Raw genomic sequence first — 14608 nt, 5'->3', positions numbered from 1 at the left:
AAAGATTTCGACCCTGATATATGAAAGATTTCGACCCTGATATTGGATGAATTTTAACAGAATATCTTAAGTTTATATGTACCAAGAATTTAAATAAATCTTGGGTAAGATTGTGAAAACACGAAATCGTTATGTATCTTTTAATATCTCTTATTTGAATAAGAAATAAAAGAATTCTTTGAAGATTTTGTTGCTAGTAGTATAACAATTATAACAATACAGACTACGGTTATAAGGCCTGTTTCGCCGGCAAAATAAGCACTATCATCGGACTGAGTAAGAGGAGCACAAATTAATTGATCAATATAATTATGGCTTGCATGCAGTAAAATTGCTGGCCATATAGAATGTGAGCGCATTCTTAAATAGAAAAGTGTACCCGTAATAAGAATAACCTCTAAGGTAAATACAGGAAGCTGGTAGTAGAGGGGCGTTCCTGACTGGTATAAGCCTGCAATCAAAAGAGGATAATGCCATACAGCCCAAATAAGACCACATATGATTACAGTCGGTACAGGATGAAAAATTTCACTCATTTTAGGTAACAAAAAGCCTCTCCAGCCGATTTCTTCACCCATAGCGGTTATTATGCTTGAAAGAAAGGCAAGGATATAAAAAGTAATAGAGGTACTATATATCTGACCAGTAAAAGCAAAAGGGTTTATAAGCCAATAAATTGCGTATGAGATCCCTAAATAGAATACCGGTATGAAAATCCCTAAAAGGATAAATACGATAGGACATCTTTGAAATTTAATTATTTTTTCTTTTCTATAAAAAATAATTTTTATAATGAATGCAGATATGCCAGGACACCACATAAGAAGAGCAGTTATGCTGGAAGCAGTTTCTCCATAGAAAATATAAACAAAATAGCATATACTACTTAATGCGAATGTTAATAATAAAAAAATGATAATAGATTTTTCTCTTCTTTTCATTGCTTCCCCCTGATATAAATGTATATTAAAAGCAGTATCCTCTAATACATATCGTCATAAAAGACAAAATATTTAGAATTATAAATAAAATTGTCAATTTTTATTATTATAATATATGATATGCCTTTGACTTTCAAAATGCAATAACATCATTCATAACAGCTTAAAGTGTTTTGATAAAAGTAACGTTGACTATCGAGACAAGGCGATATATACTAAAACAAATATCTAAGCAATCAGTATTGAATAAAATTAAGAGGTAAGGTGAAACGATGTTAGAGGACGATTATATAACAAGAATGATAAAAGATATGGTAAAAGCAATTGTTAAGGCGATTCTGGGGAAAAGTGAATTAAATTATGAGCTTCCAAAGGAAAATGAACGTACCGATAATGATATGTTGTTTGATAAGCTTACAAAGCTGGCAGACGAGGGTAAAATCAATGAAGCCGAAAATCTTTTGTTTACAAAGCTTGAATTTAAAGAGCCAAAGGAGCTTGAAATTGCTATGGCATTTTATCTTCATATCAATGAATATGAGGAAGATTTTTTAGAATCTGCAAATTACTCCAGAAATGAAATAAGTGAGGGAATTGAAGCAATTGCTAAGAAATATGGATATTCAGGAATTATGAATGTTTTTAATAATCTACAAAGATAGGTGTATTTGCTGTATGATAAGGAGTAAAATGAATCGAGAAATACGAGAACAAATAACAAAATTAGCAGAGCCGGAATATCAGGAATTTTCCAGTAAGCTTTTACCGGGAGTATCCAATATTTTAGGAGTCAGATTACCTAATTTGCGTAAAATAGCAAAGCAGATAGCAAAGGAAGATTGGAGAACTTATCTTAAGGAAGCATCGGATGCCTCCTATGAGGAAATAATGCTGCAAGGAATGGTAATAGGATATATAAATACTAATTTAGATGAATTAATACCGTATATTATAGAATTTGTTCCTAAAATAGATAATTGGTCTGTGTGTGACTCTTTTTGCAGCAGCCTTAAAATAACAAAAAACGATCCGGAAAGAATGTGGGAATTATTAAAAACCTATTTGACTGATTCAAGGGAATATTTTATACGCTTTGGCGTAGTTATGCTACTGAATTATTTTATTAGTGAAAAATATGTGAAAGAAGCATTGCTTGCTCTTGATTCAATTACAAGCAGCGCTTATTATGTGCAAATGGGAATTGCCTGGGCGATATCGATGTATTACGTTAAGCTTCCAAGTCAAACAATGCCTTACTTGGAGAACAATCATTTAGATGACTTTACCTATAATAAGGCGTTGCAAAAAATCACAGAATCACTTAAGGTGGATCAATACACAAAAAGTGAAATCCGATCAATGAAAAGATAAGAATGGTTAAAAATTTTATACAGTAGAATAAACAGAAGGATTTATCAGATGAATGACATTCGAATTTATAAGATATGAATACGAATACAAAAAGGTTCATTGAGAGGAGAACTTGTAATGGCTATAAGTAATAGTATTTTGCATGAGGTTAGATTATTTGAAGAGAAAGGGAAGACAGATGTTAATAAATATCTAAAGCCGTCTTTTCATATAACCGCACCAATAGGATGGATTAATGATCCGAATGGATTTTCTTTATATAAGGATGAATATCATTTGTTCTTTCAATATCACCCGTTTGATATTCAATGGGGTCCCATGCATTGGGGACATATGAAAACAAAAGATTTTATTACATGGCAGCATTTACCGATTGCCTTAGCACCAGATCAGTCGTATGACAAGGCAGGATGTTTTTCGGGTACAGCAATAGAAGATGGTGGAAAACATATATTAATGTACACTGGAACAGCCGAAGAGATTCAGCCAGATCAAAGTACAATAATAAAACAGATGCAATGTATAGCAATAGGAAATGGTTTAGATTATTGTAAATTGGATAATAATCCTGTGATAGATGAAACTCTTTTACCAGACGGATGCAGTATGGAGGATTTCAGGGATCCAAAGATTTGGAAAGAGGAGGAAGCTTTTTATGCTCTTATAGCAAATCGAAGTGAAGATGGCAGTGGGCAATTAATACTTTATCAATCGTTGAATTTAAAAGAGTGGAAAATGTGTTCTATACTAATTAAAAACAATAACGAATATGGAAAGATGTGGGAGTGCCCTGATTTTTTTAAATTGGATGATAAATATGTAATTATTGTTTCACCACAAGAAATGCAGGCAAAAGAATATGAAATACATAATGGGAATGGAAGTCTGTATTTTATTGGAGACTATGACAAAAACGAGTATTCGTTTAAGAGAGAGCTAACTGGAGTTCTGGATTATGGGCTTGATTATTATGCACCGCAGACAGTGGAGACAAAAGATGGTAGACGGGTAGTAATCGCTTGGATGCAAACTTGGGATAATAATATAAATCCAAATTATTTTAGTTGGTCAGGAATGATGACATTACCAAGAGAGATAACAATTTTAGATGGAAAAATATATCAAAAACCAATCAAAGAAATCGAAAATTATAGGCATAATCCCAAACAATACAGTAATTATGAACTGAGTGGACAGCTTTCGCTTCCGGAAATATCAGGGAGAGAAATTGATATGGAGTTTGAAGTGATATCTGGAAATTATCAAAGTGTTGAGATAAGACTAGCAGCTAATAATGAGTTTCATACTAGCATCATATATAATAATACTACAAATATTCTAACATTTGATAGGAAGTATTCAGGACTTCGAAAAGATGTAGTATGCGAAAGACAAATAAAAATCGGATACGAAAATCTTAAATTAAGAATTATCGTTGATAAATATTCTGCTGAAGTGTTTGTAAATGATGGTGAGAAAGTTTTATCATCATTGATTTATACAACATTAGAAGCCCAAAATATTGTTTTTTTAGTGGAAGGAACAATAATGGTAAACATAAATAAATATGACATAATCGTTGAACAAGATGACTGAAAATATATCTAACCAGTTCAATATTTTTATACGATAACGACAAGGTCATTCCTATGAAATAAAAAAACAATCTATTACAGTAAAATATAACAATTTATTACAGTAAAATATATCATTGACAAATGAAATTTAATTGTATATAATCAAGAACAATATAAACATAATAAATGCAATGATGAGGAGGAGTACATACTCACCGAGGTTCCAGAGAAAAGATGGTTGGTGAAAATCTTTACTAAGGAAGTATGGAAGTAGCCTTTGAGCAGTGAACCGAACAAGATTATTCTTAAGTAGGCTTCAACGTAAATTTTCTACGTTACAGGGAAAACGGTATCGATTCGTCTGTACTGATAGATATTCTGTCAGCAGCGTTTCTGTATTGGCAGAGTGTAGAGAGAAATCTCTGAATTTAGGTGGTAACACGGATAAGATTTATTCGCCCTAAGCTAATTTATTAGCTTAGGGTTTTTTTATTTCATAGGAATGACCTTGTTGTGGTACCGTAAAAAGTTTGATTCCTATGAAATAAAAACACAATGCGCACGAATGCAAGAGGAAAATGTCACAGCGTGACTGCATGCGATTCTAAGCAGTTCAATGAGTTATAGAGGACAATGTTATACAATTCAGTCACAAAAATAGTAACTTTTAAAAGATTGCAGATAATAACAATAATAATAGGAGGCAAAAAATGAAAAGAAAAGGAACACAAGCATTTGTAGAAACTTTAAAGCAAGAAGGCGTAGATATTTTATTTGGATATCCTGGAGGATATGCAGTTGATTTATTTGATGCTCTTTATGGACAAAAAGATATTGAAGTGATTCTTCCAAGGCATGAGCAGGGCTTGATTCATGAAGCAGATGGTTATGCTCGCTCAACGGGAAAGGTAGGTGTTTGTTTAGTAACCAGCGGGCCAGGTGCTACCAATCTTGTGACAGGAATTGCAACTGCCAATTATGATAGTATTCCACTTGTTTGCTTTACCGGACAGGTGTCAAAGAATCTAATCGGCAATGATGCCTTTCAGGAGGTAGATATTGTTGGCATCACAAGAAGTATTTGCAAATATGCGATAACGGTAAGAGAAAGAAAGGATTTAGTAAGAATTATAAAAGAGGCTTTTTATATAGCAAAAAGTGGAAAGCCCGGTCCAGTATTAGTAGATATTCCAAAGGACATTCAACTTGCACTGTTTGAGGATGACTTTGATAAACCAGTTTCGATAAGAGGTTATAAACCAAATACCTCAGTTCATATGGGACAGCTTAAAAAGGCTATGGATATGCTTGATAAGGCAAAGCGGCCGGTATTTTTGGCAGGAGGAGGAGTGAATATAGCAGGGGCAGGAGAGGAATTTACTAATCTTGTCAATATCGCTAGAATACCCGTAGTAACGACGATTATGGGGAAAGGTGCAATACCCACAGACAATCCATATTACGTTGGAAACGTTGGAATGCATGGTTCCTATGCATCTAATATGGCAATTAGTGAATGTGATTTGCTCTTTTCTATTGGAACAAGATTCAACGATAGAATTACAGGAAAAATCAGTGAATTTGCTCCAAATGCTGCCATTATTCATATTGATATAGAGGCTTCTTCCATTTCGAGAAATATTAAGGTTGATGTACCAATCGTTGCAGATGCGAAACTGGCAATTCAAACCATGCTGGAAAGAGTTAAAGATTGCTTTCATGAGGAATGGAACAGTCAAATTGACAAATGGAAGTTAGAGCATACAATAAGACCGCAAAATGCAATAGGATTAACACCGGATAAAATAATAAAGGAAATCAGCGCCCGATATCAAGACGGGATTATTGTAACCGATGTAGGACAGCACCAGATGTGGACGACACAGTACTTGGAAATGAATGGACGCACAAAGTTATTGACCTCAGGCGGACTTGGTACGATGGGATTTGGACTGCCTGCAGCAATCGGGGCAAAGTTGGGAAATCCTGATAAGCAAGTTGTATGCATATCAGGAGACGGTGGAATGCAGATGAATATTCAGGAGATGGCAACTGCAGTAACCTGTGAACTTCCAATTACTTTTTGTATTTTTAATAATAGCTATCTGGGGATGGTTAGACAATTTCAGCAGCTTTTCTTTAACAAAAGGTATTCCAGTACCTGTCTTAGATGCAGAAAAAGCTGCGAGAAAAACTGTTTTGATCCAAATAAGGAATGTCCGCCCTACTCACCGGACTTTATACAACTGGCAAATAGTTACCAAGCAAAAGGAATAAGGGTATTTAAGCAAGAGGATATTAAAAAAGCATTTGAATTGGCAGCATCCAATAAGGAAGGTCCAACAATTATTGAATTTATGTTAGAGGAAAGTGAATTGGTATTGCCTATGGTACCTGGGGGAAATGCATTAAATGAAATGATTTTGGATTGTTAAGGAGGAGATAAGAATGAAAAAAAGATGGATGTCATTATATGTTGAAAATGAAGTTGGTGTATTAGCAAGAGTTTCGGGGCTGTTTTCAGGAAAATCCTATAATCTTCATAGTCTTACTGTCGGAGAAACGCAAGATCCAACGATATCTAGAATGACAATATGTGTAGACAGCGACGATGCAACTTTTGAACAGATTAAAAAACAGTTGAATCAATTCGTTGAGGTGATAAAGGTAGTTGATTTAACAAATGTTTTAATACACATGAAAGAGATTTTGTATCTTAAAATTCTTACAGCCAATGAAAAAGAGAAAACACAGGTTTACCGTATTAGCGATGTATTTGGGGCTAAAATAGTGGATATTGGAAGATCGTCTATTTTAATTGAGTGTATTCAGACAGAAGCTAGAAATAATGAACTGGTGCAGCTTGCTGCAAAAGAATTTACAAATATTGAAGTGGTAAGAGGCGGCAGCGTGGCAATCGAATCAATTAGTATTTCCGACAGGTAATAAAGAAAAGTACGGTGCATATACTTTAGTAAGAGGAAAAAATGTAGGTAAAAATTTGCTTATTCATGTTGTGAAACAGGGAGATACACTAAAAAGTGTTGCAGACCAGTATGGTGTTTCTGTAGAGCGTATTATGACAGATAATGGAATCGATCATATTACTACACTTGTATTAGGTCAGGCTCTTGTCATTCTCATACCAAAGACAATACATGTTGTTGCGAGCGCAGAGACTATCACATCCATAGCAAATAATTATGGAATCAGTCAAATTAATCTTTTACAAAACAATCCTAATTTGATTAATAATCCTGTTTTATATGAAGGAGAAGTACTAGTAATTACATTTGAAGGAGAAAAGCTTCGAAGTGGAAGATTTAATGGTTATGCTTATCCTTTTATCGATAAAAATATTTTAAGAACAGCATTAACTTACATGACAACGTTAACGATATTTGGCTATGGCTTTACTGCACAGGGAGAGTTGATTCCTATAGATGATGAAGAATTAATAAGAGAAGCATATTCTTTGAAGACATCTCCTATGATGCTTATTTCTTCTATAGATGAAAACGGTAATTTCAGTAATGAGCATGCTGAGACTCTTTTTGCCAGCTCTACAGCCACTCAAACCTTAATTACGAATATAATTAATACAATGTATATCAAGGGGTACATAGGGCTTGACATTGATTTTGAATTTATTCAGGATAAAGAAAATTATTTATCTTTTATCAGTTCGGTTACAACTAGATTACATGCAGAGGGCTTTATCGTAAATGTTGATTTGGCGCCTAAGACATCAAGTACACAGGTGGGGTTGATTTATCAGGCACATGATTATAAGAGGATTGGTGAGATTGCAGATTTGGTTTTGCTAATGACATACGAATGGGGTTATACCTATGGCCCCCCAATGGCAGTTGCACCAATTGACCAAGTAAGAAGAGTCATTGATTATGCAGTAACTCAGATTGATGTCAACAAAATAATGATTGGAATTCCAAACTATGGCTATGACTGGACCTTACCGTATGTAAGAGGTGAGACTGTTGCTGTCATTATAGGAAATAGTGAAGCAATTGATATAGCGGCAAAAAATCAGGCAACCATCGAATTTGATACACTTGCAATGTCACCATATTTCTATTATACAGATGCGGCAGGAAAGGCACATGTTGTTTGGTTTGAAGATGCCAGAAGCATAGAAGCGAAACTTAAGCTGATCAATGAATACAAACTTCTTGGTGGAGGCTATTGGAATTTGATGCGTAAATTTCCACCAAACTGGGCGGTTTTAAATTCACTCTATACCATAAATAAGCTGTGAAACTAAGGTTTTACAGCTATTTTATTTCATTTCATAGGTAAAACCTTGATGTTAACGTATAAAAGTTTTGATTCCTATGAAATAAAACACAATGCGCACGAATGCAAGTGGAAAATGTCACAACGTGACAGCATTCGGCGCGGTAAAGCGGTCAAGTCCCTCATGAGTGAGGGATTAGATTTAGTATAAAATGTATAATTTTGAAAAATAGCGTTATGTCTTGATATATAAGCACATTAACTATATACTATATTTATAGAGGATAGATGGAGCAGTTTACTTTGTGTATAGGGGAGGATATGCAATGGGGAATGAAAGAGATTCGAAAACTGATGATAGGAAATCAAACAGCACCTTATTATATTTAAAAAATTTATTAAAGAAGAAAGAAAAAAACCGGCAAGAATTGGAGCATTACATAACGGTTGACAATATTAATAATATGCTCATGGTGTCTTTGATTCTGATGTTACTATCAGTTATCAAAATAATATGCAAGGTGAAAGCAATCTGGGGTGCAGATTCAGGGATAGGTTTGTTTTTAATAACATTAGTTTACAGCCTAATATACTACTTTATTCACATCAAAATACTTGAAGATATTAAAATACAAAAGTATATCTATATTTCCTTTTGGATATTTATTAATTTGTTTGGATTAAAATATTTATATATGGAAATACAAATCTACCATTCCATCATATATTTTTACCTATTAATGTATTTAATTACAGGTTTTTATATTTCATCGTTTTATGCTGTTTTCTTTATTATATTGGATTCGGTTATAGCAATAAAATTTTTATTCCATTTTTCAAATTCTGATATAGACATCAGAGTTGCTATTTCTGTAATTGTGATAATAGCGTTCGTTTCAATGTTGATCATGATTATGAAGTATTATCATTATACTAAGGATAAGTGGGCACGAATTACCATTCGAACCATGGGTGGAGTTGACTGTCTCACTAATTTATTAAACCGAAGAGGCTTTGAGGACGAGCTTGACAAGCAATGGGCTTTGTGGGGAGATTTGCGAAAAGCAATGATTTCAATTATGATTGATATTGATAACTTCAAAACCTATAATGATACCTATGGTCATATAGAAGGAGATCAGTGCCTTAAGGATATCTCAGAATGTATTTATGATATTGCCTCACGAAAGACGGATTTCGTAGTTCGATACGGAGGTGAAGAAATAGTAGTCGTATTTACAGATATGAGTGAAGAAAATTGCATTGAGATGGCACTTAACATACAGGAAAGAATTAATGGTCTTCAGATTAAAGCAGGTAAGGAAGCTTCTTATCCTATCGTGACAGTGAGCATGGGAATTGCAAGCATGGCAGTGAGTTCTAGTAATACGATATATGACTTAATAGACAAGGCAGATGAGCAGCTTTACCTATCCAAAAATAGAGGAAGGAATCGAATTACTATAAATAATATGTCGATTGAATTAAATCGAGTCAGAGTGGCAACAAATAGCTAAGAATTTAGTAATAAAGTTTAGCACAGCATAACTGACCGTTATTAGACTCAACTCCTTAATCCATCTATATATGAAGTTTTCCAAAAAAGATGATTATATTGTAAAAAAGTAAATTGAGTAAAAGTATTAAAATAAAGAATGAACCACTTTTCGACTATTTTGACAGAAAGCGGTTCATTTTTTAATTCATACGAGGAAAGACCTTGTTGTGGTAACGTATACTTTGCACACTTTCTTGTACTATAGAAAACTCCAATTGTTTTCTTGTCTTTTTAAAGTTTTGCTCCTTTCATACCGCCTAGCTTTACACCTGATAAAATATTCGTGTCAAAGGAGTATGAAATTTCATTTTGTTCTCTGTCTCGTTTGAGTGCTAATGTAACCATGCGGTCTAATAATTCATCATACTTTACACCGACCGGTTCCCAAAGATAAAAGGCAAGAGATCCTGGAATTGTGTTGATTTCATTTACATATAATTGATTTGTTTGTGTATCAATCATAAAATCGATTCTGGAAACACCGTTGCAATTAAGAGCCTGAAAGGTTTTTACCGCAAGAGAGCGAATTTCTTCACGCTGTTCATTTGACAAGGGTGCAGGAAGCTTACGCGTAAGACTTGTCATGCCTTTTGAGCCGCCATCGGATTTTGAACCACCGCTTCCTGATAAGTATTTATCTTCATAGCTTAGAATTTCGTCAGAGCCTACAGGTTCTTCACATTCGGAGGCTTCGGCAATTTCGTAATCACCCAATACAGAACAATTAATTTCCCTTAAGCTTGTAATTGCTTTTTCCACCAGTATTTTATTTGCAAATTGAAACGCATAATCGAAAGCTTCTTCTAAATCCGTCTTATTTTTAGCAACTTTAATTCCAACACTTGAGCCTAAATTGACAGGCTTTACAATTACAGGATAGCCAATTTTTTCTTCTACCTTAGAAATAATGCAATCAGGATTTATATTATATTTTTTTACATCACAGCAAATACAATCAAGAACCGGAATATCATTGTCCTTTAATACTGTTTTCATTACATATTTATCCATACCGACAGCAGAAGAAGTTACATCACAACCTACATAAGGGATGCAAAGTGTTCTAAAAAAGCCTTGAAGAGTACCGTCCTCCACATTGGTTCCATGCACAATTGGAAAGGCAACATCGATTGTATCAATCACGTTATTACCGAATTTTTTCATAGGATAGCGGACAATAGTAAGTCTTTTATTCTCATTCACCAATATAATTTTCTGGCTTATTTTTAAAAGAGAAGGAATATCCTTATAAGCCTCAATATCACTGATGCTGTCGCCAATATAAAATTCATTATTTTTTGTAATGTAAATTGGTATAATATCATATTTCTCTCTGTTAAAAGCATAGATAGCCTGTATCCCAGAAATAATGGATACTTCATGTTCAACGCTTTGACCACCGAAAAATACTCCTACTTTAATTTTCATAATTTTTACCAAAGTCTTAATAAAACCATGCAAGCATGTTCAGTTAAGACGCAAACACTCCAGGGGAAAGTTTTGTGTTTGCATTTATCCTTTCATTAAAATTCTTTCACCCTTTATAAACTCATCCTTAATAATTGTCTGGCAAATCATTTTCTAAGAGCACTACCTTTTGAACACTGTTTGTATTTAATTTTTCAACGTAGGCCAAGGCATCCTTTAAATCCTCAGCTACATAGGTCTTAGCGGCAGGATAGTCTGCTTCCAGCAAGCCATCTTGAATTGGCTTAGTCTGTTTTGAACCGACTAAAACGGCGTAATCACAAACGGCAGCAATTTGTGCTCCGAATATTTTATTGCACTCATACTGTTGACTTCCAAGCTCTACCATGCCGGGTGTCACTACTATTTTGATTCCCTCGAAAGTATTTAAGGTATCAAGTGCTGCTTTGGCACCGCTTGGGTTCGAGTTATAAGCATCATCGATAATGAGTGCATGATTTCCCTTAATAAGCTGTAAACGGTGAGGAACGCCCTCTAATCGTCTTACCTGTACTACAAGTGCTTCCATAGGAACACCAAGTGTATGCGCAACAGCAATGGCTCCTGCGATATTTACAACATTATGCGCACCGATTAATCGAGTGGAAAATTCCCATTCCTTATTCTGCGTATCCTTAAGCTTAAAGGCGGAGCCTTTGCTTGATACACTGACATCGTACGGACGGTATGTCGAAGCTTCATTATGAATTCCATATGTAATTACGTTGTTATCAGTTTTATGGTTTACAATAGATTCATTGTCATAATTCAAAAACAGTGTTCCCTTTTTGCCAATGGCATCTGCAAGCTCGAATTTTGTCTTAATGACATTATCGATGGAAAGAAAGCTTTCTAAATGTTGAGGCCCGATTGAGGTTATTACACCATGAACAGGATGAACCAAATCACAGATTTCCTTGATATCTCCAATGTTTTTAGCACCCATTTCACAGACAAATATTTCGTGGGTTGCTCGTAAATGCTCTCTTATCGTTCGAACAACACCTAAAGTGGTGTTAAAGTTTTCAGGAGTAACCAAGACGTTATATTTGGCTGAAAGCAGCTTTTGCAAGTAAAACTTAACACTTGTTTTTCCGTAGCTTCCTGTTACTCCGATTACTGTAAGATTTGGCATTGAGTCAATTATGCTTTGTGCCTCATTGATAAAGCCCCTGTTAATGGAAGCTTCAATTGGCTGATTGATACGGTTAGCGATTAAAACCCAAACAGGTATCAATACAGCAATGATAAAGAAAATAAGTGCTGTAGCATAAATATGCCTGTTCAATACGAAACCAATTATTAAAAACAATGTATAAATAACATAAGAGGTTATCAACATTCTTTTTACGCGGTTGGTATAAACGAGAGGCTTTTTTGCTTTCACAGGACGATTCATGATTGCCATAAAGCATAAAAAGATAATGCCAATGCATTTTCCTGCCATATTAAATAACAGATAAGCGGACATAGCCAGAGCAAATTGAAGCAAAAGCAGTATGAGCTTTCTTGAATTATCAGGTGCTTTTAACCATATCTTATGTTCTTTTGGCTTATAGGAATTAAGTTGAAACATATGCAGGTGATAGAGAAGCAATTCAGTAAATGTCCATGTAAATGCTGCAATAAAGCATAGTAAAATAATCGTGTCTAGCATTGGTTACTCCTTTATATTTAAAAATGAATCAATTACTTTATGAACCGTAAAAGCCTGATCTAAAAATACATAATGGCCTGCATTTTTGATGGTTACAAGTCCGGCATCAGGAATTGTCTTTTCCATATACTGGCCGTCAATCAGAGGAGTAGCAGTATCATTTTCACCCCAGATTAACAGTGTGGAAGGTTTAATATTTGTAAAATAGCTTTCATCTAAAATCTCATTCACTACCTTGACAAAGGATTGACGCATTAAGGGAGATGCTGCACGATAGTCGGCAGAACCGCTTTTAGACTGAAAATTCTCCAAGGCATCCGGATACAGAAATTGAATCAGCTTTCGTTTTAAAAACCATTTTCCGCATTTATAGGTGCAGATTTTAAACTTTTGTTTCAATGTTTTGGGTCGCCTGATTCCGGCTGATCCCATTAATATAATTTTATTAATCTGAAATGGCAAGGTCTTATGGCTGGCAAGCTTAATAATGCACTCACCGCCAAATGAATGCCCAATTAAGATCGCACTTGTTATTTTCATTTCCTGTACAAATTTAATGATAAATTCAACATAATCATCCACAGTCCATGCAGCTGATGGCTCATTGCTTTGCCCAAATCCGGGCATATCCAGTGCATAAACCTTATAATAAGAGGATAGATGCTTGATTAAAGGCTGAAAAGGTAAAATATTGGAACCCCAGCCATGAAGCATCAATATCGTTTCGCCTTCCCCTTCCATAATGTAATTAATTTTTATATGATCTATATTAATATTCAAAAGAATTCTTTCCTTTCCATAAATATATTACCCAAATACTTACTTTATAAGTATATACAAAACGAACTTAAAAAAAATGGAGAAAATTGCTCCATATCATGTAAAAAGTGCTAAATATAGCTCTTTACTTTAACACACAAGTTGCCGATGTTTCACTTCATATTTTCATCGTATATTTCCTGAATAATATTTTGAGTATAAGCACCTAAAAATTTACGCTGTTCCCTATCAAGCTCTTTGGGATAAATTGGTGTTCCATATTCTAAAATAACGTGCGTCTTCTTAATCTTAGGAAAATGATTTTCAAAAATATCACGCGTATTCGTCATAGCAAAAGGAATAATTGGACAGCCTGTCTTGTCTGCCATTTTGAGGCTTCCTTCTTTAAATGGAAGCATTTTCGGACCGGAATTTCTAGTTCCCTCCGGAAATATACAAATGGATATTCCTGATTTAATATACTCAATTCCAGTAAGAATTGTTTTTAATCCTTCCTTAATATTATCGCGATCAAGAAACAGACAGTGCAAAAATTTCATCCAGGTACTTAACAAAGGGATGTGCTCCATTTCCTTTTTGGCAATATAGCCTGTCAGTCCGGGAGCCAATGAGTAAGTGATAACAATGTCAAAATAGCTTCTATGATTACCTATATATAATACAGCTTTATCCTTTGGTACATTGTCAAAGCCTTTTATAGTCAACTGAACTCCTGATATAAATAGAATCACCTTAAAAGCCCATTGCACAATATTTTGAGAGCTTTTATTCTTTAACTGAGGATTAAATTTACCGATTATCCATTCTATGAGATGGATGGGAATGCTAAGTATTAAAAATGTTATTAAAAATAAGGATACTAAAATAAATCGAATCATATTTACCTCCAAGGCCACTTTATAACTGAATATGAAGAATCTTTCAAACGTTATTATAACATGCTTTAGGGTAAAATGTTAATAAAATTTCTTGCTATCCGTTCTAATCAAGCTGATTCAATATC

12 protein-coding genes and 1 other annotated feature are annotated in these 14608 nt (G+C 34.3%); of the genes, 7 read left to right on the top strand and 5 right to left on the bottom strand.

The annotated features are described in order from the left end of the window. Window positions 1–140: 140 nt before the first annotated feature. A complete protein-coding gene (locus tag C8E03_RS11915) occupies window positions 141–941 on the bottom strand; it encodes a CPBP family intramembrane glutamic endopeptidase (protein WP_094377822.1) in 801 nt (266 codons plus the stop codon). 272 nt (window positions 942–1213) lie between these two features. Here C8E03_RS11915 and C8E03_RS11910 point away from each other — a divergent pair, with 272 nt between their 5' ends. The 7 genes from C8E03_RS11910 to C8E03_RS11880 all read left to right on the top strand — a co-directional run bounded on the left by C8E03_RS11910 (window position 1214) and on the right by C8E03_RS11880 (window position 9660). Continuing rightward, the gene (locus C8E03_RS11910) at window positions 1214–1603 is read left to right on the top strand and encodes a DUF6483 family protein (RefSeq protein WP_094377821.1); all 390 of its coding nucleotides are present in this window, start codon (window positions 1214–1216) and stop codon (window positions 1601–1603) included. Window positions 1604–1616: 13 nt separating this feature from the next. Then, window positions 1617–2312, top strand: a complete 696-nt coding sequence (locus C8E03_RS11905) for a DNA alkylation repair protein (protein WP_330410782.1) — start codon at window positions 1617–1619, stop codon at window positions 2310–2312. A gap of 117 nt (window positions 2313–2429) precedes the next feature. Beyond that, window positions 2430–3908, top strand: a complete 1479-nt coding sequence (locus C8E03_RS11900) for a glycoside hydrolase family 32 protein (protein WP_094377819.1) — start codon at window positions 2430–2432, stop codon at window positions 3906–3908. 163 nt (window positions 3909–4071) lie between these two features. Next, window positions 4072–4355, top strand: a binding site (T-box leader). Between the two features lie 244 nt (window positions 4356–4599). Further along, complete coding sequence (gene ilvB / locus C8E03_RS11895; RefSeq protein WP_110291143.1) at window positions 4600–6324, top strand: biosynthetic-type acetolactate synthase large subunit; 1725 nt, start codon at window positions 4600–4602, stop codon at window positions 6322–6324. Between the two features lie 13 nt (window positions 6325–6337). Next, window positions 6338–6835, top strand: a complete 498-nt coding sequence (gene ilvN, locus C8E03_RS11890; RefSeq protein WP_094377817.1) for an acetolactate synthase small subunit — start codon at window positions 6338–6340, stop codon at window positions 6833–6835. A 55-nt stretch (window positions 6836–6890) separates the two neighbouring features. Beyond that, entirely contained in the window at window positions 6891–8165 is a 1275-nt protein-coding gene (locus tag C8E03_RS11885; RefSeq protein WP_094377816.1) for a glycosyl hydrolase family 18 protein, read from the top strand. Between the two features lie 304 nt (window positions 8166–8469). Next, the gene (locus tag C8E03_RS11880; RefSeq protein ID WP_094377815.1) at window positions 8470–9660 is read left to right on the top strand and encodes a GGDEF domain-containing protein; all 1191 of its coding nucleotides are present in this window, start codon (window positions 8470–8472) and stop codon (window positions 9658–9660) included. Window positions 9661–9932: 272 nt separating this feature from the next. Here the strand turns inward: C8E03_RS11880 and C8E03_RS11875 are convergent, their stop codons facing one another. From C8E03_RS11875 to C8E03_RS11860, 4 genes are all read right to left on the bottom strand, one after another. Then, window positions 9933–11129, bottom strand: coding sequence for a D-alanine--D-alanine ligase family protein (locus C8E03_RS11875; RefSeq protein WP_110291164.1), 1197 nt, complete (start codon window positions 11127–11129; stop codon window positions 9933–9935). Window positions 11130–11256: 127 nt separating this feature from the next. Next, window positions 11257–12825: a Mur ligase family protein gene (locus C8E03_RS11870; RefSeq protein WP_110291142.1), complete on the bottom strand. Its 1569-nt coding sequence runs from the start codon at window positions 12823–12825 to the stop codon at window positions 11257–11259. A 3-nt stretch (window positions 12826–12828) separates the two neighbouring features. Further along, a complete protein-coding gene (locus C8E03_RS11865) occupies window positions 12829–13605 on the bottom strand; it encodes an alpha/beta fold hydrolase (protein ID WP_110291141.1) in 777 nt (258 codons plus the stop codon). Between the two features lie 152 nt (window positions 13606–13757). After that, window positions 13758–14483: a lysophospholipid acyltransferase family protein gene (locus tag C8E03_RS11860; RefSeq protein ID WP_110291140.1), complete on the bottom strand. Its 726-nt coding sequence runs from the start codon at window positions 14481–14483 to the stop codon at window positions 13758–13760. Window positions 14484–14608: the final 125 nt, after the last annotated feature.

The sequence above is a fragment of the Lachnotalea glycerini genome (genome assembly GCF_003201285.1).
In the GTDB taxonomy this organism is placed as follows: Bacteria; Bacillota; Clostridia; order Lachnospirales; family Lachnospiraceae; genus Lachnotalea; species Lachnotalea glycerini.
This window is presented reverse-complemented; position numbering and strand designations above follow the sequence as displayed.

Bases quoted from the DNA above. Each gene is read 5' to 3' on its own strand.
- C8E03_RS11915 (WP_094377822.1), bottom strand. From the start codon at position 941: ATGAAAAGAAGAGAAAAATCTATTATCATTTTTTTATTATTAACATTC.
- C8E03_RS11910 (WP_094377821.1), top strand. From the start codon at position 1,214: ATGTTAGAGGACGATTATATAACAAGAATGATAAAAGATATGGTAAAA.
- C8E03_RS11860 (WP_110291140.1), bottom strand. From the start codon at position 14,483: ATGATTCGATTTATTTTAGTATCCTTATTTTTAATAACATTTTTAATA.
- C8E03_RS11905 (WP_330410782.1), top strand. From the start codon at position 1,617: ATGATAAGGAGTAAAATGAATCGAGAAATACGAGAACAAATAACAAAA.
- ilvN (WP_094377817.1), top strand. From the start codon at position 6,338: ATGAAAAAAAGATGGATGTCATTATATGTTGAAAATGAAGTTGGTGTA.
- C8E03_RS11900 (WP_094377819.1), top strand. From the start codon at position 2,430: ATGGCTATAAGTAATAGTATTTTGCATGAGGTTAGATTATTTGAAGAG.
- C8E03_RS11880 (WP_094377815.1), top strand. From the start codon at position 8,470: ATGGGGAATGAAAGAGATTCGAAAACTGATGATAGGAAATCAAACAGC.
- C8E03_RS11870 (WP_110291142.1), bottom strand. From the start codon at position 12,825: ATGCTAGACACGATTATTTTACTATGCTTTATTGCAGCATTTACATGG.
- ilvB (WP_110291143.1), top strand. From the start codon at position 4,600: ATGAAAAGAAAAGGAACACAAGCATTTGTAGAAACTTTAAAGCAAGAA.
- C8E03_RS11875 (WP_110291164.1), bottom strand. From the start codon at position 11,129: ATGAAAATTAAAGTAGGAGTATTTTTCGGTGGTCAAAGCGTTGAACAT.